At 70.9% G+C, this 20,014-nt stretch carries 18 protein-coding genes; 6 read left to right on the top strand and 12 right to left on the bottom strand.

Annotation, left to right across the window (positions count from 1 at the left end):
- Positions 1–44 precede the first annotated feature (44 nt).
- Both JGR68_RS02320 and JGR68_RS02325 read left to right on the top strand, forming a co-directional pair.
- Positions 45–776: a CoA transferase subunit A gene (locus tag JGR68_RS02320; RefSeq protein ID WP_199360219.1), complete on the top strand. Its 732-nt coding sequence runs from the start codon at positions 45–47 to the stop codon at positions 774–776.
- Complete coding sequence (locus JGR68_RS02325) at positions 776–1,408, top strand: CoA transferase subunit B (protein ID WP_199360220.1); 633 nt, start codon at positions 776–778, stop codon at positions 1,406–1,408. The genes JGR68_RS02320 and JGR68_RS02325 overlap by 1 nt, the downstream gene beginning before the upstream one ends.
- A gap of 45 nt (positions 1,409–1,453) precedes the next feature.
- On the opposite strand, the gene JGR68_RS02330 is transcribed toward JGR68_RS02325, so the two are convergent.
- Positions 1,454–2,497 (bottom strand): glycosyltransferase family 2 protein, encoded by a 1,044-nt coding sequence (locus JGR68_RS02330; RefSeq protein ID WP_199360221.1) that lies wholly within the window; start codon positions 2,495–2,497, stop codon positions 1,454–1,456.
- A 1-nt stretch (position 2,498) separates the two neighbouring features.
- Positions 2,499–4,406 (bottom strand): DUF2142 domain-containing protein, encoded by a 1,908-nt coding sequence (locus tag JGR68_RS02335; protein WP_199360222.1) that lies wholly within the window; start codon positions 4,404–4,406, stop codon positions 2,499–2,501.
- 178 nt (positions 4,407–4,584) lie between these two features.
- Here JGR68_RS02335 and JGR68_RS02340 point away from each other — a divergent pair, with 178 nt between their 5' ends.
- Together JGR68_RS02340 and JGR68_RS02345 are read left to right on the top strand one after the other, a co-directional pair.
- Complete coding sequence (locus JGR68_RS02340) at positions 4,585–4,953, top strand: EamA family transporter (protein WP_199360223.1); 369 nt, start codon at positions 4,585–4,587, stop codon at positions 4,951–4,953.
- A 29-nt stretch (positions 4,954–4,982) separates the two neighbouring features.
- The gene (locus JGR68_RS02345; RefSeq protein WP_199360224.1) at positions 4,983–5,813 is read left to right on the top strand and encodes a class I SAM-dependent methyltransferase; all 831 of its coding nucleotides are present in this window, start codon (positions 4,983–4,985) and stop codon (positions 5,811–5,813) included.
- A gap of 70 nt (positions 5,814–5,883) precedes the next feature.
- Here the strand turns inward: JGR68_RS02345 and JGR68_RS02350 are convergent, their stop codons facing one another.
- The 6 genes from JGR68_RS02350 to JGR68_RS02375 form a co-directional block, all read right to left on the bottom strand.
- Positions 5,884–6,825: an electron transfer flavoprotein subunit alpha/FixB family protein gene (locus JGR68_RS02350; protein WP_199360225.1), complete on the bottom strand. Its 942-nt coding sequence runs from the start codon at positions 6,823–6,825 to the stop codon at positions 5,884–5,886.
- Positions 6,825–7,577, bottom strand: a complete 753-nt coding sequence (locus JGR68_RS02355; RefSeq protein WP_199360226.1) for an electron transfer flavoprotein subunit beta/FixA family protein — start codon at positions 7,575–7,577, stop codon at positions 6,825–6,827. Before JGR68_RS02355 ends, JGR68_RS02350 begins: the two co-directional genes overlap by 1 nt.
- Positions 7,578–7,647: 70 nt before the next feature.
- Complete coding sequence (locus JGR68_RS02360; RefSeq protein ID WP_199360227.1) at positions 7,648–8,055, bottom strand: GtrA family protein; 408 nt, start codon at positions 8,053–8,055, stop codon at positions 7,648–7,650.
- The gene (locus tag JGR68_RS02365; protein WP_199360228.1) at positions 8,052–9,041 is read right to left on the bottom strand and encodes a WxcM-like domain-containing protein; all 990 of its coding nucleotides are present in this window, start codon (positions 9,039–9,041) and stop codon (positions 8,052–8,054) included. Before JGR68_RS02365 ends, JGR68_RS02360 begins: the two co-directional genes overlap by 4 nt.
- Positions 9,041–9,997 carry a glycosyltransferase family 2 protein gene (locus JGR68_RS02370; RefSeq protein WP_199360229.1) on the bottom strand — a complete coding sequence of 319 codons (957 nt, stop codon included), beginning with the start codon at positions 9,995–9,997 and terminating at the stop codon, positions 9,041–9,043. Before JGR68_RS02370 ends, JGR68_RS02365 begins: the two co-directional genes overlap by 1 nt.
- Entirely contained in the window at positions 9,982–11,085 is a 1,104-nt protein-coding gene (locus JGR68_RS02375) for a DegT/DnrJ/EryC1/StrS family aminotransferase (protein ID WP_199360230.1), read from the bottom strand. The genes JGR68_RS02370 and JGR68_RS02375 overlap by 16 nt, the downstream gene beginning before the upstream one ends.
- 128 nt (positions 11,086–11,213) lie before the next feature.
- On the opposite strand from JGR68_RS02375, the gene JGR68_RS02380 reads away from it, so the two are divergent.
- Complete coding sequence (locus JGR68_RS02380; RefSeq protein WP_199360231.1) at positions 11,214–12,749, top strand: hypothetical protein; 1,536 nt, start codon at positions 11,214–11,216, stop codon at positions 12,747–12,749.
- Positions 12,750–12,755: 6 nt separating this feature from the next.
- On the opposite strand, the gene JGR68_RS02385 is transcribed toward JGR68_RS02380, so the two are convergent.
- The gene (locus JGR68_RS02385) at positions 12,756–15,029 is read right to left on the bottom strand and encodes a hypothetical protein (RefSeq protein ID WP_199360232.1); all 2,274 of its coding nucleotides are present in this window, start codon (positions 15,027–15,029) and stop codon (positions 12,756–12,758) included.
- A gap of 126 nt (positions 15,030–15,155) precedes the next feature.
- Between JGR68_RS02385 and JGR68_RS02390 the strand changes: the two genes are divergently transcribed.
- Complete coding sequence (locus tag JGR68_RS02390) at positions 15,156–16,616, top strand: hypothetical protein (protein ID WP_200672715.1); 1,461 nt, start codon at positions 15,156–15,158, stop codon at positions 16,614–16,616.
- A 10-nt stretch (positions 16,617–16,626) separates the two neighbouring features.
- Here JGR68_RS02390 and JGR68_RS02395 read toward each other — a convergent pair whose 3' ends face one another.
- From JGR68_RS02395 to JGR68_RS02405, 3 genes are all read right to left on the bottom strand, one after another.
- Positions 16,627–18,288 (bottom strand): electron transfer flavoprotein-ubiquinone oxidoreductase, encoded by a 1,662-nt coding sequence (locus tag JGR68_RS02395; protein ID WP_199360234.1) that lies wholly within the window; start codon positions 18,286–18,288, stop codon positions 16,627–16,629.
- A 156-nt stretch (positions 18,289–18,444) separates the two neighbouring features.
- Positions 18,445–19,089 carry an ABC-type transport auxiliary lipoprotein family protein gene (locus JGR68_RS02400; RefSeq protein ID WP_199360235.1) on the bottom strand — a complete coding sequence of 215 codons (645 nt, stop codon included), beginning with the start codon at positions 19,087–19,089 and terminating at the stop codon, positions 18,445–18,447.
- Positions 19,086–20,012: an MlaD family protein gene (locus JGR68_RS02405; protein ID WP_199360236.1), complete on the bottom strand. Its 927-nt coding sequence runs from the start codon at positions 20,010–20,012 to the stop codon at positions 19,086–19,088. Before JGR68_RS02405 ends, JGR68_RS02400 begins: the two co-directional genes overlap by 4 nt.
- Between the last annotated feature and the right edge of the window lie 2 nt (positions 20,013–20,014).

Genomic DNA, 20,014 nt, shown 5'->3' on the forward strand with positions numbered 1-20,014 from the left:
CGGGCCGGTACCATGCCCGTTCCATCCGTGACCAGGAGCCTGCCTTGGCCGCCACACCCGACACCCGATCGCCGGGAAAGGTCTTCCTCGATGCCGCCAGCGCGCTGCGCGACGTCGTCGCCGATGGACAGACGCTCGCGGTGGGCGGCTTCGGCCTCTGCGGGATCCCGGAAGCCCTGATCGCCGCGCTGCGCGACTCGGGCGTCAACGGGCTGACCGCCATCTCCAACAACGCCGGCGTCGACGGCTTCGGCCTGGGCCAGCTGCTCGCGACGCGGCAGATCCGCAAGATGATTTCGTCCTACGTGGGCGAGAACAAGGAGTTCGAGCGCCAGTTCCTCGCCGGCGAGCTCGAACTCGAGTTCAATCCGCAGGGCACCCTGGCCGAGCGCCTGCGCGCCGGCGGCGCCGGCATTCCGGCGTTCTTCACCGCCACCGGCTACGGCACCGTGGTGGCCGAGGGCAAGGAGACGCGCGAGTTCGACGGCAAGCACTATGTGATGGAGACCGCGCTCACCGCGGACGTGTCGCTGGTGAAGGCATGGAAGGCCGACCGCGCCGGCAACCTGGTGTTCCGCAAGACCGCGCGCAACTTCAACCCGGCCTGCGCCATGGCCGGCAGGGTCTGCGTGGCCGAGGTCGAGGAGCTGGTGGAGGTGGGCGCCATCGACCCGGACCAGGTGCACCTGCCCGGGATCTACGTCGACCGCATCGTGGTCAACGCGAGCCCCGAGAAGCGCATCGAACAGCGCACCGTGCGCGAAGGAGCGAAGTGATGGCCTGGACCCGCGACCAGATGGCACAGCGCGCCGCGCGCGAGCTTGCCGACGGCATGTACGTGAATCTCGGCATCGGCCTGCCGACGCTGGTGGCCAACCACATCCCCGAAGGCGTGGACGTGTGGCTGCAGAGCGAGAACGGCCTGCTCGGCATCGGCCCGTTCCCGACCGAGGACGAACTCGACGCCGACCTGATCAACGCCGGCAAGCAGACCGTGACCGCGCGCAGGGGCGCCAGCTATTTCGGCAGCCACGACTCCTTCGCCATGATCCGCGGCGGCCACATCGACCTTGCGATCCTGGGGGCGATGGAAGTCACCGACAAGGGTGACCTGGCCAACTGGATGGTGCCCGGCAAGATGGTCAAGGGCATGGGTGGCGCGATGGACCTGGTGGCCGGCGTGAAGCGCGTGGTGGTGCTGATGGAGCACTGCACGAAGGCCGGTGAGCCGAAGATCCTGCCCGAGTGCACGCTTCCGCTCACCGGCGTGGGCGTGGTCAGCCGGATCATCACCGACCTGGCGGTGTTCGACGTCACGCCTGGCGGGCTGGTGCTGGTGGAGGCCGCGGAAGGCGTGGACGAGGCCGAGCTGCGCGGTTGCACAGGGGTGCCGTTCTCCGCGGGCTGAAATCCCCGTTGCGGGCGGGCCGGCGTCCAGGCGCCGCCCGCCTGTTCAGCCGCCCGCAGGCACGTCCGGCGCCGCCGCTGCAGGGATGCGCGCGACCGCCGACCTGTGCATGGGACGGCGTGGCACCGAACCGATGTCATAGCCCAGGAAAGCCAGCAGGAACTGCAGCCCGAGGATGATCGGCAGTGCCGCCAGCATCACCGTGCCGGCGGGCGTCGGCACCCCGGCCTGCATCGACTGCAGCCAGGCCGACGCGCCGAAGAGCGTGCCTCCGGCCACCAGCACGGCACCCGCCACCAGCTCGATCGACGCCAGCGACATGTCGCGCAGGAAGTAGTTGTAGAAGATGCGCTTGCAGAGATTGCGCGCGTGCTTGGCGAGGAACTCGCCCAGGATGCGCGAGATGCGCAGGTTGCTGACCTCGTCGCCGTAGTGCGCGTCCATCGGCACGTCCACCGCCACCGCCCGCAGCGTGTTGAGGCGGAACAGCATGTCGGTCTCGAAGAAGTAGCGCTTGCTGATCCGGTCGAACGGCAGCCGTCCGGCCACCGCCGCGTGGATGGCCGTGTATCCGTTGGTGGGGTCGAACAGGTCCCAGTAACCGGTGGACAGCTTGGCCATGAACGACAGCACCGCGTTGCCGAAGATGCGCAACGGCGGCATGCGGGTGATGTTGGTCAGGTCGAAGAAGCGATTGCCCTTGGTGTAGTCGGCTTCACCGGCGAGGATCGGCGCGATGAAGCGCGTGACCAGCCCCGGATCCATCTGGCCGTCGCCATCGATCTTGACGATGACGTCGGCACCCGCGGCGATCGCCACCCTGTAGCCGTTGAGCACGGCACCGCCCACGCCCTGGTTCTGCCCGTTGTAGTGGACGCGCACGCGCGGATCCTGGCACGACCCCTCGACCAGTCGGCCTGAACCGTCCGGACAGGCGTCGTCCACGACCACGATCGTGTCGACGATCGCCGGCATGCGCGCCAGGACGTCGAGGATGTGGGCGGTCACCCGGTAACAGGGGAGCACCGCAGCGACGTGCGGGCGGGCGTTGCGGGAGCGGAGGGTCTGGTCTACGGCAGACTGGATCATGTCAGGAACCGTGGTAGCGCAAATGGATGCTGGAAAGTGCATCCAGCGAAAGCATGGGGGCGCAGAGGACGCATGCCAGCAGTACCAGGCGCGCCACCGGTGTCGCGCGCAGAGCGCAGAAGACGAGCACGAAGGCGAGGGTGGGCAGGAAGTAGCGACCCTGCAGGCCCTGGATGACAGGCGCGCCCGGCTGCGTCCAGGTCAGAAGCAAGGGGAGCGCGAGAAGCAATAGCGAGCCACCAGCTGCCATCAGGGCGAGGACGCGCACCCACATGGGCAGGCGCATGTCATCGGGATTCGTCCAGACGCTGGCGAACAGCATCCATCCGCCTGCGACGTAGGCCCAGGGGGACAGCGGGATGTCAAGCCAGCCAAGCCGGCCGATCATGGAGTTGTAGAGATGGGGCAAACCGTCGCCAAGGAAGGTATTGAACGCCATGCGCGCGACCACTCCCGGCTGCTCCAGGAGCAGCGCCCTGTTCTGCTCAGGGTCGACACCGGGGCCGTAGTGGGCGTTCCCCGCGGACCACAGGGTCCAGCCCACGTGGATCAGCCACGGCAGCAGCATGGAGGTGGCCGCCAGCGCGGCGAAGCGCCGGCGGTTGTCGCGGAATGCGGGATAGCAGAAAAGCACCGCGGCCAGGATCCATGCAGCCCCGGGCTTGGCGAATGCGAGCCCGACGGCGAGCAGCGGGAGCACGATGCGTGCCTGGCTCCAGCCAACCTTGCCCGAAGCCACGCCGGAGACGTAGCCGATGAAGCACAGGGTCAGGGAGAGGAGCATCGAATCCGCACTGATCGACGCCACCTGGCTGATGGTCATCGGCAGCATTGCAACAATGAACAGCGCCCATTTGCCGTGGCCGGCCTGGCGGATCCCGAACGCGACTAGGAAGGCACCCAGCAGCAGGTTGAAGATCCGGGCGGTATCGAGGAAGCCACCGAAGCTTGCGCCCATCCCGCACGACGCCGCCATCGCGAGGGTTGGTGCGACATAGAGGTGCGGCGCGTACTGGTCCGCGGACCTGGGAAGAGCGCGGGGTGCGCGGTCGCAGGCCAGTGGCTGTTCCAGCTGCCGCTCCAGCACGGAGCGGTCGAGTGCCTCGGGCCGCGGGACGCCGCCCCATAGCTCGCCGTACATCGCGGCCACATCGACCACCGGCTCGTGGCCCGAATCACCAAGGAGAACGCCGCCGTGCATCTTCGCAATCTTGCTCAGGTGCGCGGGCTCATCGGGCACCCCGTTCGGCGGCAGCGCATGCAGGATCTGGCCCCCGAGAAGCAGCATCGATCCAAAAGCGAGCCAGTGCGCGTGCCGCGACGCCGTCTCGAAGAGCCTGCGCGAGGCCAGCGAGAGGCGCTCGATGCTCTCGGCCAGCTGCAGCCCGACAAGCAGCGCCGCCGCGAGCAGGAGTGCGGAGAGCGCCATGGCTACCCTCCAACCGCGCACGTGGTCTTCTGCCACCACGCCCTGGGCGATGAGGACGACGAACGGATCTTCCGCACCGGCATGCGGTTCCAGCACGAGGCAGCCGGCATCGATGTGCGCCGCCAGCTGGTTGGTCCCTGCGATGTCGTACAGCACGAGCCGTCCATCGCGCGCGCCGAGCTTGCAGAGGCGCAGCACGGGTCCGCCCGGCGCCGGGTCGATCCGCAGGTGCTCGCTGTAGCCCGCCGGGATTCGCAGCCGCATGCGTTTCGTGCCCGCGGCCGCGGTCTCCGAGTGCGAGTCGGCCTCGCGGAACAGGCCATCGGTCGAATGAAAGACCTGCAGCTGCGTGGCGACCGGCGACTGCAGGTCGAACTTCAGTTTGGCCCGTGACTGGAGATAGCCGCCGATCAGCACGCTCGCCGCGAGAAAAGCGAGCACTGCGAGCAGCGCCAGCGAGCGGCGCGGTCGGCGGTGCATCCATTCGAACCGAACAGTGCCCGTTGCGAGCCGTGTGCGGCGCCCATCCGTGGCTGAAGAGTTCGCGGGCACGTGTGCGTTCCTGGGGCGGGGAGTACGGCCGCGCAGTGTACCAGCGGGGTGCAGGCCACTTGCGGACCGGATATGCTAATACGACTGTTCCATTGGCCGGACTGACGTGAGCAAAGCGGAATACCTGACGGGTGCGAACCTGGCCCTGATCGTCTGCACCATCGCCATGCTCTCGTTCGGGCAGGTGCTGTTCAAGACGGCGTCGTCGCATCTCGTGCTGTCGCAGCCCTCCACCTGGCTGACCGTGCCACTCGTGGCTGCCCTAGCGATCTACGGGCTTGCAACCGTGACCTGGCTGGTCGTGTTGTCGAGGGTGCCGCTGTCGTTCGCCTTTCCGTTCTACGGTCTGTCGTTCCTGCTGGTTCCGGTGGCTGCGGCGATCTTTCTTGGGGAGCCTCTTAGATGGCAAACGCTCGCGGGTGGGCTGGTGATCCTGATGGGAATCGCGTTGACCGGCTGGAAGCCCCAGGCCTGAGCCGTTGCCCCGCCTGCGGGGCGGAGCTGGTGACGGGCGTGCAGCCGTGGCATCTGTGCTGCACCGCCTGCACCTATGAAGGCAGCACGCTCGAGCCGCATATCCTCGAGCAGGCCGCGGGAGGCGACCTGGACGAGGCGGCGCGACACGATGGGCTCCAGGCGCTCAGGCGAGCTAACTTCGCGCGGCTGCTGCAGCGACTCGGGACACTCCCGGTACCGGTCCGGACATTACGGCCTCGCCTGCTCGATGTGGGGTGCGCGCACGGCTGGTTCATCGAGGCGGCGGGTGCCGGCTTCGATACTGTGGGAATCGAGCCTGACGCCTCCGTCGCCGCCGCGGCACGTGCGCGTGGACTGGCGGTGCGCAGTGGTTTCTTTCCTGACGTGCTTGGGGCCGACGAGCGTTTCGACCTCATCGTTTTCAACGACGTGCTCGAGCACATTCCCGACGTCAACGCCACGCTGGCGGCGGTCTCCCGGCATCTTTCACACGGCGGCTGGCTGATCGTGAACTCGCCCTCGCGCCGCGGATTCCTGTACCGGCTTTCGAAGATGATGGCGCGCCTGCACCTGGCGCGCACATTCGAACGGATGTGGCAGCTCGGGTTCCCTTCGCCCCACGTCCACTATTTCGACACCGCGGTGATGCGGGCGCTGGCCGCGCGTCATGGATTCGAGTTGGCAGAGACCATGGTGCTGCCGTCAGTCGCGATCCGCGGACTGTATTCCCGCATCCGCTATTCAAGGGACGTGCCGGTGGCCAAGGCAGCGCTGCTCGCGGGTGCGGTCACCGTGGCAACGCCGCTGCTTGCCGTGCTCCCCCCCGACATCGAGGTCTGGTTACTGCGCAAGCCCTGAAGACTGCGCGGTCCTGCGCGCGAGGCGGACGGCAGGCCCCTGCGACCGGGGCCTGCCGCGACCGGTAGCCTCAGCCCAGCGCCGCTTCCAACTCCGGCAGCACCTGGAACAGATCCCCCACCAGCCCGATGTCCGCGATCTCGAAGATCGCCGCATCCGCGTCCTTGTTGATCGCGACGATCGTGCCGGCGTCCTTGATGCCGGTCAGGTGCTGGATCGCGCCGCTGATGCCGATCGCGACGTAGAGCTCCGGGGCGATGATCTTGCCGGTCTGGCCGACCTGCATCTCGTTGGGGCAGTAGCCGGCGTCGACCGCGGCGCGCGATGCGCCCACGGCGGCGCCGAGCTTGTCGGCGAACTTGTAGATGACCTCGAAGTTCTCGGCCGAGCCCACGCCGCGGCCGCCGGAGACCACGCGCTTCGCGCCCTGCAGGTCGGGGCGGTCGGTGCTGCCCGCGGCCAGGCCGACGAAGCGGGTGTGCGTGGGCAGGGTCGCGTCGACGCTGGCCGCCTCGACCGCGGCGCTGCCGCCCTTGGCCGCTTCCTTCCAAGACGCGGTGCGCACGGTGGCGACCACGGTCTGGCCCGCCGGGGCCTCGACGGTGACGATCGCATTGCCGGCGTAGATCGGGCGCTTGAAGGTGTATTCGCCCTCGACGCCCATCAGGTCGGACACCTGCGGCACGCCCAGCAGCGCGGCCACGCAGGGCATCAGGTCCTTGCCGAAGGTCGAGCTGGGGCCGAAGACGTGGCTGTAGCGGTCGGCCAGCCTGGCGACCTGCGGCGCCAGCACCTGGGCGATGGCGTTCGCATTGGCCTCGTTGGCGACGGTCAGCACGCGGGTGACGCCGGCGAGCTGCGCGGCGTCCGCGGCGACGGTCGCCGGGTCGGCGGCCAGCACCACGATGTCGATGGCCTCGGGCGAGAGTGCCTGCGCGGCGCTGACGCACTTCGCGGTGGAGCCGTTGAGCTTGCCGTCGTGGTGTTCGGCGACGATGAGTACCTTGGCCATCAGAGCAGCCCCTTGTCCTTGAGTGCGGCGACGAGTTCGGCCGCGTCCTTCACCATCACGCCCTTGCTGCGCTTCGCGGGCGCGGCGTACTGCGTGGTTTTCAGGCCCTGGCCCTCGTCGACGCCGAGCTCGGCCCAGGCGATGGTGTCCATCGGCTTGGACTTGGCTTTCATGATGTCGGGCAGCTTGATGAAGCGCGGCTCGTTCAGGCGCAGGTCGGTGGTGACCACGGCCGGCAGGTCGACCTCGAGCGTTTCCAGGCCGGCGTCGACCTCGCGGGTGACGGTGGCCTTGCCATCGGCGACCTCGACCTTGCTGGCGAAGGTGGCCTGCGGACGGCCCCAGAGCGTGGCCAGCATCTGGCCGGTCTGGTTGGCGTCGTCGTCGATCGCCTGCTTGCCTAGGATCACCAGGTCGGGCGATTCCTTCTCGACCAGCTTCAGCAGCGCGCGGGCCGCCGCCAGCGGCTGCACCTCCTGGCCGGCGTCGACCACCACGTGGATCGCACGGTTGGCGCCCATCGCCAGGCCGTTGCGCAGGTGGGCCTGGGCGTCGGCGGGGGCGATGGTGGCGACCACGACCTCGGTGGCGATGCCCTTGTCGCGCAGGCGCAGCGCCTCCTCCAGCGCGATCTCGTCGAAGGGATTGGCCGACAGCTTGACGCCGTCGGTGACCACGCCGGTGCCGTCCGGCTTGACCTGGATGCGGACGTTGTAGTCCACCACTCGCTTGTAGCCGACGAGGATCTTCATCGTTGCGGTGCGTCCTTGGGGGGTAGGGCGGAAACCCGCGATTTTAGCCGGCCATGGCCGCGGGCGCGAATCAGGCCCGCAGGACCCGGCGGCCGAGCAGGAAGGTCACCGGCACGCTGGCGGCGACCGACAGCAGCGGCGCCAGGCGCGCATCCAGGCCCAGCGGGCCGATGGAGAGCGCCAGCATCGACGCACCCGCCGCCCAGCCTGCCAGGCAGACCAGCGGCCAGGCGGCGAATCCGCGCCAGCTGTGCCGCACGCGGAAGGCGTAGCGGCTGTGCAGCAGGTAGCCCAGGCAGACGCCGAAGACGAAGCTGGCGGCATAGGCCGCCTGCGGCCGGAGCCAGGGCAGCAGCAGCCAGTACACGCCCAGGCTGGCCAGGGTGTTGGCACCGCCGGTCAGGAGGAAGCGGAGCAGGGTGGCGGCGGTCGTGGCGCCACCCGCTGCCGGCCGCGGCGGGCCGGCGGGACGGCTCATGGGCCCTCGCCGGTCGCCAGCGCCAGGAACTCGTCGTAGTCGCGGATGTAGTCGCCGGCGTCGTAGGCATGCGAGGCGAAGACCAGCAGGACGGCGTCGGGCGAGTAGCGGTACTGCGTTCCCCAGGTCATCGGCGGCAGGTGCAGGCCGGTATCGGGCGAGTCGAGGACGAAGGCCCGGCGCTGGCGGCCATCGTCGGCCAGGACCTTGACCGAGCCGTGCACGCAGAGCAGGAACTGGTGGCACCGGCGGTGCGCATGCTCGCCGCGGGTCTCGCGCGACGGGACGTCGAACACCAGGAAGTAGCGGGCGGGCTCAAAGGGCAGGTCGCGGCTGAATTCGCCCACCGACAGCGAGCCGCGCACGTCGACGAAGCGCGCGAGCCGCTGCAGGCGGGCGCCATCCGGGTGCCCCGTCCCGTCGTCGCTGCCGGGCGTGGCAGCGGCTTCGCGATCCCGCTGCGCTTGCACGCGCTCCGGCGCGGCGACGCGCGCGGCCTTGCCCCGGCCGCCGTCCTCGTCGGCATCGGTGTAGCCGACGATGCGCGCCGGATTTCCGACCACGATCGCGTTCGCGGGGACCGAGCGCGTGATCACCGCGCCGGCGCCGATCATGGCGCCGCGGCCGATGCGCACCCCCGGCAGCAGGGTGGCGTTGGCACCGATGGACGCGCCGTCCTCGACCACGGTCTCGACGTAGCGCTCGGGGCGTTGCCGGCTGCGTGGGAAGACGTCGTTGCTGAAGGTGGCGTTGGGGCCGACGAAGACGTCGTTGCCCAGGCGCACCGCGTCCCAGACCTGGACCCCGCACTTGATCGTGCTGCGGTCGCCGATCACCGCGTCGCCTTCGATGAAGACCCCGTCGCAGATGTTGCAGTCGCGGCCGATGCGCGCGCCCGGCAGCACGTGCGCGAACGCCCAGATGCGCGTGCCGGCGCCGATGTCGTCGCTCTCGCACAGCGCGTTGGGGTGCACGAAGTAGTCCATCAGCGATCGTCCTCGAAGGTTTCCTCGGAGTGCACCAGCGCGAGCGGGCGCGCCTTGGTGTTCTCGAAGGCGCGCCAGGCATAGCTGCCGACCACCCCCAGGCCCAGGGTGTTGATGGCGCCGAAGAACAGGATGGTGAACACCGTGGCCGCGTAGCCGGGCACGGTGACCCAGCCGGAGATGCGCGCGACGATCACCACCGCCGCCAGCAGCGCCGCGGTCACCAGGGCCAGGCCGCCGGTCATGAGCAGGATGCGGACCGGCAGGTCGCTGAAGGCGAATACGCTGTCGAGGAAGTAGGCGACCTTCTTGCGCAGGGTCCACGCGCTGCGGCCATGCGCGCGGCGCAGGCGGGCATAGGGCACGAACACCCGCCGTCCGCCGAGCCAGAACAGCTGCGCCACCAGGTTGGTATGCGCTTCGCGCAGCGTGACCAGGCGGTCGCGGAAGTCGGCGGTCAGCGCGAAGACGTCGACCCCGCCGCGCGGAATGTCCGACATCACGAAGCGGCGGTACATCGACCAGAACGCGGTCGACAGCAGCCGGCCGGCCAGCGGGTCGTCGCGTCCCTCGCGCACCCCGAAGCAGACGTCGGCGGCGCCTCCGCGCAGGGCGGCCAGGAACTCCAGCGCAAGCTCCGGCGGCTCCTGCATGTCGGCCGCGAGCACCGCGATGACCTCGCCGCGGGCGCGCTCGAGGCCGACCCGGATCGCCGGGAAGGCGCCGAAGTTGCGGGTGAGTTCGACCAGGCGCGCCGGGAATCCGGCCGACGGCAGCGCCTCGCGCAGCAGGGCGTGGCTGGCATCCGGGCTGCCGTCGATCACGAACACGGCTTCGAGTCCGCCCTCGACCTGCGGCGCCAGCCTGCGCAGGGCCGCCAGCAGCTGCGGGATCGAACCGGCGTTGCAGTACACCGGCACCACGATGCTCAGCGCGGGTCTCAGAACCGGTTGCATGCGTCGATCACCTCCCCGGCCTCGTCGTCGGTCAGCTCGGGGAAGCAGGGCAGGGTCAGCGCCGTGCGGGCGTGGCGTTGGGTCACCGGCAGCGACTGCTGGCGATGGCGTCCGGCGAAACACGGCTGCCAGTGGTCGGGCAGCGGATAGTGCACGTCGCTGGCGATCCCGGCGTGCGCAAGGTGCGCGCGCAGCGCGTCGCGCCGCTCGCTGTGCACCACGTACAGGTGGGCCACGTACTCCTCGCCGCCCGGCGCGGGGACGACGATGCCGGCGTTGCGGATCCCGTGCGAGTAGCGGTTGGCGATCTCGCGCCGGCGCCGGTTCCAGCTGTCGAGCAGCGGCAGCTTCAGCAGCAGCACGCGTGCCTGCAGTTCGTCGAGGCGGCTGTTGCGGCCACCGGCCAGTGCGTTGACGTACTTGCGCTCCCAGCCGTACTGACGCAGGGCGCGCAGCCGTTGCGCAAGCGCGGTGTCGCTGCAGGTCACCGCGCCGGCATCGCCGATCGCGCCCAGGTTCTTGGTCGGATAGAAGCTGAAGGCCGCGGCGTCGCCGAAGGCGCCGGCACGCCGGCCGTCGGACGCGCGCGCGCCATGCGCCTGGGCGCAGTCCTCGACCAGCGCGACGCCGTGCTCCGCGCACAGGCGGGCGATCGCTTCGATATCGGCCAGGCGGCCGTACAGGTGGGTCGCCACCACGGCGCGCAGCGGGCCCGCCCCGATGGCACCTGCGAGCGCCGCCGGATCCAGCGTCGCGTTGCTGGTGACATCGACGAACACCGGCTCCGCGCCGCAGGCGAGCGCGGCGCCGGTCGCGTACATGGCGGCGTTCGCCGGCAGCGCGACCCGGTCGCCTGCCGTGACGCCGACCGCACGGAGCGCGAGCTCCAGCGCGTCGCTGCCGTTGGCGACGCCCACGCAGTGCGCCACGCCGCAGTAGGACGCGAACGCGGCCTCGAAGGCCTCGACGCCCGCGCCGAGGACGTAGTGCCCGCCGTCCACCACCTCCGCGATCGCAGCCAGCAGCCCATCGCGCAGCGGCGCGACCTGTCGGGCGAGGGAGTTGACTGGAATGGCGGCGTCTCGCATGGATCCTGCCGGGCCTCGGGACCGCGTATTCTGCCAGACCACGGCCGCATGTCCCCTGTGCCCCGCTCGCCCCACGCTATGATGCCGCCGGTCACGGAACGGGGTGGAACGCGATGGGGTTCGCGACCATGCAAGACGCACGCACGCACGGCCGGGGCCTGCATCCGCTCGGCCTGCTGCTGGTCCTCGCGGCCGCATACCTCGCGTTCGCCTACCTGCTGACGCCCAACCGGCCGTTCCCGTACTACCCCGACGACTTCTCGTTCCTGTCGGGCGCGTTCGCCGACATGGGCTGGCACTGGAAGCGCCCGGTCTCGGCCAACATCATCTTCCTCGTCGCCGCCGGCGGGTTCTGGCTGAGCTACGCGGTGCTGGCCGCGTCCACGGTCGTGGTGGCGTGGCTGGCGATGCTGCTGGTCTCGCGCGTGTTCGGCGTCGGCATCGGCCTGCTGCCGGCCGCGGCGGCCAGCGCCGTGCTGTTCAGCCATGCCGCGGCGTTCGAACACGGCAAATACCTCGGGCTGATGACCAACCTGGTTTCGCACGGGCTGGGACTGGCCAGCCTGCTGCTGCTCTGGCACGGCTGGCGCCGGGCGCGCGTCGCCTGGTGCGTCGTGGCGGCACTGGTCTACCTGGCGAGCGCGTTCGCGAAAGAGGACTTCCTGCTGCCGCCTTTGCTGCTGCTAGGTCTGCTCCGGGTCCTCGACCACCACGAGGCCGGCGCGCCTGGCCGGCGGACGGAGAGGCTCTCGCATGCAGCCCGGCTGGTCGTGTCGCTGCTGTTCGTGGCGGTGCCGGCGGGCGCGATGGCCTGGAGCGCCGTGGACCGCAATCCGTTCGTCGCCGGCCTGTTCTCGCCCGACACCAGCAGTCCGTCGTATGCGGTCGAGCTGGCGCCGGCGGCGCTGTGGCAGGCCTTTGCCACGCTGTTCGTGGGCTATACCGCCGTCGCGACGCTGCTTGCCGCATGCGCCGTGCTCGCCATGGCGCGGCTGCCGGGCATGCGCATGCGGCTGGCCTGGCTGGTCGCCACGATCGTGGCGCTGGCGCTGCCCTACGCGGTCATCCCGCACAACATGCCCGGCTATCGCGCCTACGCATGGCTGCCGTGGATGGCCGCGATCATCGGCGTCGCGCTTGCGCTCGCGCAGGCCGCCCTGGACTCGCAGGCCGGGCGGGGTCGCGCGCGCCGGGCGCTGCCGCTGGTCGCCGCGCTCGCCGTGGCCGCGATCGCCGTGGCCGCGCACCGCGAGGCACGCACCGAACTCGCGCTGCGCTATGCCGCCGGCGAAGCGGTCAACCGGCGGATGCTCGAGGTCGTGGAGGCGCATCGCGACGCGATCGCCGCCGCGCCCGTGGTCGGCCTGGCCGGGCTGGATGGCCCGTCGCCGTGGTGCGGCAACGGCACGCTCTATCTGCGCTACAAGCGTCGCTTGGCGCAGCAGTGGATCGTGTTCGCCGCCGGGCCCACGCCCTGCTACCAGGTGTCGACGCCTGGCGGACGCAAGCCACGCTACGAACTCGGACTGACGGTCGCACCGCCGGCCCAGGCCTGTGCGATGGGAGCCATGCCCGTGCTCGCGTTCGAGCCCGACGGCCACGGTCGACTGGCGTCCGCGCAGGACGTGTGCGTGGTTTCCGGCGCGGCGCCGGCGCAGCCCTGAGCGCGATCAGGATCCGCCGAACAGCCGCCCCGGGCGCTCGATGCGGACCTCATGCGGTCCCGCCCCGGGAATGAACAGCGCGGTCTGGTAGCCATTGACCCGGAACATCGGAGCCGGGCGACCGTCCAGCGTCGCGCGCCAGCGGGCGGCGGGATCCTCGTTGAGGATCAGCAGGCCCGGGCCCTCCGCTTCGATGCCGGCCTCGAGTCGGGTCCGGCCGTTGTGCCGCAGGTCCACCGCGCCGCCCAGCCGCCCGGGGCCGGCGAGGGCCGTCACGTCCACTCCGGCGGGAAGATGGGCGCTGCGCACCGCCGCGCGCAGCGGCGAGGCATCGCCAGCCTGGCGCAGGTGCTCCACCGGATCCGCCACCACGTCCAGGCCACCCGACAGGAAGAACAGGCGCGGCAGGGCCTCATCGTGCGTGCGCAGGACCAGCCCCGGGCGCAGCGCCTCGTCGCCGGCGCGGGCGTCGGCGTCGGGCCAGATCGACCAGCGCACGCCATAGAGCGCGGCGACCATCGGGTTGGCCTGCGAGAGCAGCATGTACTTCGCGTATTCGGTGGGTCCGATGCCGCCGTGGATCGAGCGGAATCCGTGCAGCGTCCAGGCGTGGGTCAGCAGGTGGGCATTGTCGACGCTGTCGGCCATGAGGAAGCGGTAGCGGTCGAGGCCGTCCAGGCGCGCGGCGAGCGCGGCGGCATCGGCATGCGCCTGCACCCGGTCGGGATGGAACAGCACCGCGTCGTGGTAGTCGAAGCGGATGTTGTGCCGGAACGGGGTCCAGACGGTCGCGAACAGCAGCAGCGCACAGGCCGCCGCGAACGCGCCGCGCTGTCCGTGCCGCGCGAACAGGGTCCACGCCAGCGCCGCGAACGCGAGGCCCAGGGCCAGCAGGGCGGCGGGCCACCACGCGACCCCTGAGCCGACGGTCGCCACCGTGGCGAAGGCGAGGCCGGCCAGGCCCAGCCACGGCCAGGGGCTGCGCCAGGGTGTCGACCCGGCTTCGGCATGGCGCTGCAGCGCCTGCAGCCCCAGCGGCACCAGCGGCACCAGCAGGAGCACCGCCAGGCAGGACCACCAGGTGAGCTCGCGCACCTTGTTCGCCAGCGGAAGCGCCGTCAGCAGCGGCGCCAGCGGTGCGAAGCAGAAGACCGCCGCGAGCAGGCCGCAGGCCAGCATGGCGCGCGCGCAGCGGGTTTCCGGCGCGGCGGGCAGGCCCGGCGACGGCATGCCCCGCAACAGCATGTTTCGCGACAGCACGCCCCGCGACAGCACGCCCAGCGCCGCGACGAGCACCGCGGCGCCGAGGTAGGCATTGCCGATACCGGGCTGCACCCGGAACGCCACCAGCTGGCCGGCGTCGGCCGGCGCCAGCGCGTGGTAGCGCAGCGCGTGCACCGGCACCGGCTGGTCGCCGACGACGAAGCCGCCGACTTCGCCCAGCCAGCGGATCGAGCGGCCATGGAAGGCGAGGATCTCGCGCAGCCAGGGCCAGCACAGCGCCAGCACCAGCAGGGCCGACAGCGCGAGCCAGCCGCTGCTGCGCGCAAGCCGTCGCAGCCCGTCGCGGTCGCGTGCCGCCAGCACCTGGGCGCATACCAGCAGCCAGACCGCCGCCGAGGCCCAGGCCGCGAACACCATGTTCTGCGCCGGGTGCGCGTGCGCCAGCAGGGTCGCCGCCATCACCAGGCCAATGGCCCGTGGCACCTGGAGCCGCCAGCCCGAGCCCCGGTACAGCGCGACCTGCGCGGCCAGCACCCAGGGGATCCAGGCCATGCCGGCGATGATGTGCGGCCAGCCCGCCGCGCTGCGGACTGCGGGGAACCAGGGAATCGCCAGCCCGACCAGGACCGCGGGCACCACGCGCACGCCCAGCGCACGCGCCAGGGCATAGGCGCCCGCGCCCAGCAGCGCGAGGTGCAGCACGATGACCAGGTTCAGGCGGTCGAGGGTGGCCGCCGGCGACGCGTCGGCGCCCGCCCAGTTGAGGTAGAGCGGATACAGCATGTGGTAGTTCGGGTTCGACCAGTTCGACTCGCCGGCGCGCACGCCCTCGGTGTACATCGCCGCGAGCAGGCCCTCCTCCTCGATCGCATGGCTGGCCTCGTTGAAAAACGCGAGCAGCATGTCCGCCTGGTCGGGGCCGCGGGCCAGGGTCTGGCCCTGGTAGTGCAGGCAGGCGATGCCGAAGACCATCGCGAACACCATCGCAGGCAGCAGGATCTGGGCCCACGGGCGCCCTCGGGGCGCCGGAGGTGCGGCGTCGGTATCGGTGAGCATCCGCCGGATCATAGCGGCCCGGTGCGGCCGAGGTCCTCGGATATGATCGCGGACCGGTCGCGTGGTGGAGGTGGCGTGGCAGCTGTCGACGTTGGAATGCGCGGTGAGCGCGTGCGGAGCGCCCTGATGTGGGGCCTGCTGGCCCTGGTGGTGGCAAACGCCGCGATCTACGTGCGCGCCGTCGCCTGGCCGCTGATCGCCTCGGACAACTGGAACCACGTGCATCCGCTGCTGCGCGACCTGGCCGCCGGGCAGGTCGGCCCGGCCAACTTCTTCGTCCAGCGCGCCGGCGTCGACCACGCGCAGCCGCTGATGAAGCTGGTGATGGCGGTCAACGCGCGCTGGTTCGGGCTCGACTTCATGCTCGAGGGGCTGCTGGGCATCGTGTTTGCCGTGCTCGCGCTCGCGGTGCTGTACCGCCTCGCGGTGGCCGATACGCCTGGAGCGCCGCGGCCATTCGCCTTCCGCCTCGGCTTCGTCGCCGTGGCGGCGGTGCTGCTCTCGCTCAACAGCACCTTCATCTACGTCTACCCGATGGTGACGATGTGGTTCGCGCTGTACGCGCTGGCGCTGCTGATGGCGCTGGCGGCATGGCGGGCACTGCAGGGCGGGCGCGGGTGGCCGCTGGCGCTGGCGGCCTTCGTGCTGGGCGTGGTCGCCGACGACTCGGCCTTCCTGTACTGCGCGGCGCTGGGGCTGGCCCTGCTGCTGTACGCGTTCCGCGAGCGGAGCCTGCGCCGGGTGGCCGTGCTGCTCGCGCTGATGGCGCTGGGCCTGGTGGCGAGCCGCGGCCTGTACGCGCTGTACGGCACCACCTCGGGCACCACGCTGGCGGTGTTCAACCGCCCGCTGCCGGAGCGCATCGCGTCGCTGGCCGTGCTGTGGCGCGAGGCCTGGGCCTGGTTCGCCATCCCGGCGTCATCCGGCCTGCTGGGCAAGGAGTCGCTCACCGCGCTGGCGGGCGACCGCGCGCTCCTGCTGCGCAACGCGCTGGGGGCCGTGATGCTGCTGGCGCACGCCTGGTTCTGGTGGTCGGCGCTGCGCCTGCGCGCAGGCTCGACCTGGCTGGCCGCGGTGCTGCTGATGCTGATGTTCTATGCGCACGTGGCCGCGGTGCTGATGGTCAGGGTCTCGGCGCTCGGCACCGCGTACCTGGACCAGCCGCGTTACATCAGTTTCTACCAGTTCGGGGTGGCGGCACTGCTGCTCATGGCGATGGCGCGCGTGGGCAGCGCGTCCCGCGCGCCTGCAGCGGCCACTGCGCGCACCGGCCATGCGCTGGCGCTGGCCGCGGCCGCGGTGCTGGCGGTGCAGGTCCTGGTCAGCGGGTGCGCGCGCGAGCAGCAGCCCGGGATCGAAGGGTCGCATCTCAAGATGGCCGACGACCTGGCGCGGGTGGCGCAGGATCCGGCAGGCCCGGTGCCCGAAGACTGTTTCCCGGGCATGGACATCTGCGTGCTGCCGCCGGAGCGTCGCGTGGAACTCATCGGCATCCTGCGCGAGGGCCGGCTGCAGCTGTTCTCCGACCAGTACCTCCGGCGCCATCCCGCGCAGCGCGCGGCCGCCGAGCGCGCCCGCGCACCCTGAAGCGCGCGACTCAGAGGTTCTGGTAGTTCGGCCCCGAACCGCCCTCCGGCGTGACCCAGGTGATGATCTCGTAGGGATCCTTGATGTCGCAGGTCTTGCAGTGCACGCAGTTCGCGGCGTTGATCTGCAGCCGCTTGCCGGTGCCGGCCGGGCCATCCGGATCGTCGACGATCTCGTAGACGCCGGCGGGGCAGAAGCGGGTGCAGGGGTTGCCGTATTCCTCGGCGCAGCGGGTGACGCAGACCGTGGTGTCGTGCACCAGCAGGTGCACCGGCTGGTCCTCGTCGTGCTCGGTCGCGGCGAAGTAGACGCCGGCCAGGCGGTCGCGCGGGGCGAGTTCGCGAGGGCCCCAACCGCGATCGGGTGAGGCGGCTTCGTCCAGCTTGCGCAGCGACGACCAGTCGGGCGTGACCTTCATCGTCCAGGGCGTGCGGCCGCCGAGCGCGGTCTCGAGCGCGGCGTTGGCTAGGCCGAACCACAGGCCCTTCTTGAAGCCGGGCTTGACGTTGCGCACCGCGCGCAGCTCGCGCACGGCGTCGGAGTCGCGCAGCTTCGCGTCGAAGCCGGCGGGCGCCAGCGCGCTGGCGGCCAGGTGCTCGGCGGCGAGCATCCCGCTGCGGATCGCCTGGTGGGTGCCCTTGATCTTCGGCACGTTGAGCAGGCCCGCGGTATCGCCGATCAGCAGTGCGCCCGGCATCTCCACCTTCGGCAGCGACTGCCAGCCGCCGGTGACGATGGCCCGCGCGCCGGCGGACAGGATATTGCCGCCCTCGAGCAGCGGCTTGACCGTGGGGTGGTTCTTCCACTGCTGGAAGGCCTCCCACGGCCGGTATTCGGGATCCTTGTAGTCGAGCCCGCTGACATAGCCCAATGCGACCTGGTCGTTCTCCAGGTGGTAGAGGAAGCTGCCGCCGTAGGTACCGCTGTCCGCGGGCCAGCCCAGCGAGTGCACGATCTTCCCGGCAATGCCGCGCCCGGCCGGCAGCTGCCACAGCTCCTTGATGCCGATCGAATACGCCTGCGGATCGCTGTCGGCATCCAGTGCGAAGCGCTTGACCAGGCGCTTGGTGAGGTGGCCGCGCGCGCCTTCGGCCAGCACGGTCACCTTGGCGTGGATGTCGATGCCGGCGGTATAGCCGGGCTTCTCCGAGCCGTCGCGCGCGACGCCCATGTCGCCGATGCGCACGCCGATCACCGTGCCGTCCTCGGCGTGCAGCGTCTGCGCGGCGGCGAAGCCGGGATAGATCTCCACGCCCAGGGCTTCGGCCTGCGGCGCGAGCCAGGCGCACATCGCGCCGAGGCTGACGATCAGGTTGCCGTGGTTGCGCATGCCCGGCGGCACGACCGGGAACTTGCGACCGCCGTCCTTCGTCAGGTACCAGAGCTCGTCCTCGGTCGCGGGCACGCAGACCGGCGGCGGGTTGTCGCGCCAGCCAGGCAGCAGGGCGTCGAGCGGCTCGGGTTCGATCACCGCGCCGGACAGGATGTGCGCGCCGATCGTGCTCGACTTCTCGATCACGCAGACCGAGATCTCGGGGTTGACCTGCTTGAGGCGGATCGCGAAGGCGAGGCCCGCCGGGCCCGCGCCCACGGTGACGACGTCGTATTCCATGACGTCGCGCTCGGGCTCGGGGATGTCGACGGTGACGCTGGGGTCAGCTTGCGGGTTCATGCGGGCGGCCCATTCGGCGAAGTACGGGATTGTCGCGGCTGCGGCCGCGGGCGGCAAACCCGGCGCGCGTCGAAACCGCCGCCGCCAGGCCCGCGGGAGCGGGGATGGCCGCGACCGCGCGCAGGCGGCGCGGCCGGATCGCGGCCGTGGCCGCTCCTACAGGGGCGGGCGTTGGCGGGCGTGCTGCTCGCCGGCGTCCAGGGTCCAGGCGGCGACGTCGCGGCCCAGCACCCCCAGCGCGCGCGTATAGGCCTCGGCCACGCTGCCCACGTCCGTGGCGGCCGCCGGCTCGGTGATGGTGAAGGTCTGCGAGGCGGCAATGCCCTGTTCGCGCGTGTGCAGCAGCTTCGCGTGCAGCTCGATGGTCGCGACGGGGCTGCCGGTGCCGGCGTAGTCGGCTTCGAAGCGGCGCAGGTCGAGCAGCAGGCGATAGTCGGGCGCGATGCCGCTGCCGCGCCGGGCCACGCCGGGCACCCGGCCGGAATCTTCCAGCGTCCGCAGGATCACGTCCTCGACCATGTCCGAGGGCGCCCGCGCCCAGCTGGCGCCGGCGTAAACCTGCAGTTCTCCTGGCACCGGGCGCACCGCGATGCGGAAGGTGTCGACGGTGCGGGCCGCGGTGGGTGTATTGACCGCGAGCTGCCAGTCCACGCGCGGCCACGCGGCGTCGGCCTGGATCTGCGGCGCGGGTGCATAAATCGTGCCCGCCTCACGCTCGCCGCCGCCGAGCAGGGAACAGGCGCCCAGCAGCAGCGGCGCGGCAAGGACGGCGAGCCGGGCGATGGCGATGGTCGGCTTCATTCGGGTTCGAACTCCTTCGGCGCGTCGCGGCCGAGCAGGTAGCGCGCGGGATTGGAATCGAAGCGGTCGCTGATCCGGCGCAGGTCGCGCACCAGCGAGCGCAGCTCGGCCAGCGTCGGGCCGAGCTGGGCCAGGCCGTCGTTGGCGAAGCTGTTGATGGCGTTGCGGTTCTCGCCGAGGATCGCGTCGGCGCTGCCGGCGGCGGTGTCGATCCGCGCCAGCGTCGACTCCAGGCGCTCCACCATGCCGGGCAGCTTCTGCACCAGCTCGCGGTCGATGCCGGTCATCGCGCGGTTGGAGGTCTCCACGGTCTCGACCAGCTTCTCGCTGGCCACGCGCGCGTTGACGATCAGCGCGGCCAGGTCCTCGCGCTGCCCGGCCACGGCGCCGGTCATGCCCTCGATGTTCTCGAGCGTGGCGGCGATGCGCGCCACGTTCTCGTCGCTCAGCACTTCGTCCAGGCGCGCCACCAGGCGGTTGGCGGTGTCGGCGATGTTCTGCAGCGCCGAGGCCTCGGTCAGGATCACCGGGATGTCGTCGCCGTCGCGCGCCGCCAGGCGCGGCGCGTCCGGGCTGCCACCGGTGAGCTGGATGAAGGGCGAACCGGTGAGCCCGGCCATCGACAGTTTGGCGCGGGTGTCGACCTTCACCGGAACCTCGGCGCCGACGCGGATGCGCGCCACCACGCGGCGCGGGTCCTGCGGCGCCAGGGTCAGCGCATCCACGGTACCCACCGCGATGCCGTTGTACTGCACGGTGCCGCCCTCGGTCAGTCCGGTGACCGGCTCGTCGAACACCACGTGGTAGGTCTGCCAGCTGCGGTCGCTGGAGTATTTCGCCATCCACAGCCCGAACAGCAGCATGGCCACCGCCACCACCAGGGTGAAGGCGCCGATGAGGACGTAATTGGCCTTGGTTTCCATGC

Origin of the sequence: Luteimonas sp. MC1750 (assembly GCF_016615955.1) — a bacterium.
Lineage (GTDB): Bacteria > Pseudomonadota > Gammaproteobacteria > Xanthomonadales > Xanthomonadaceae > Luteimonas.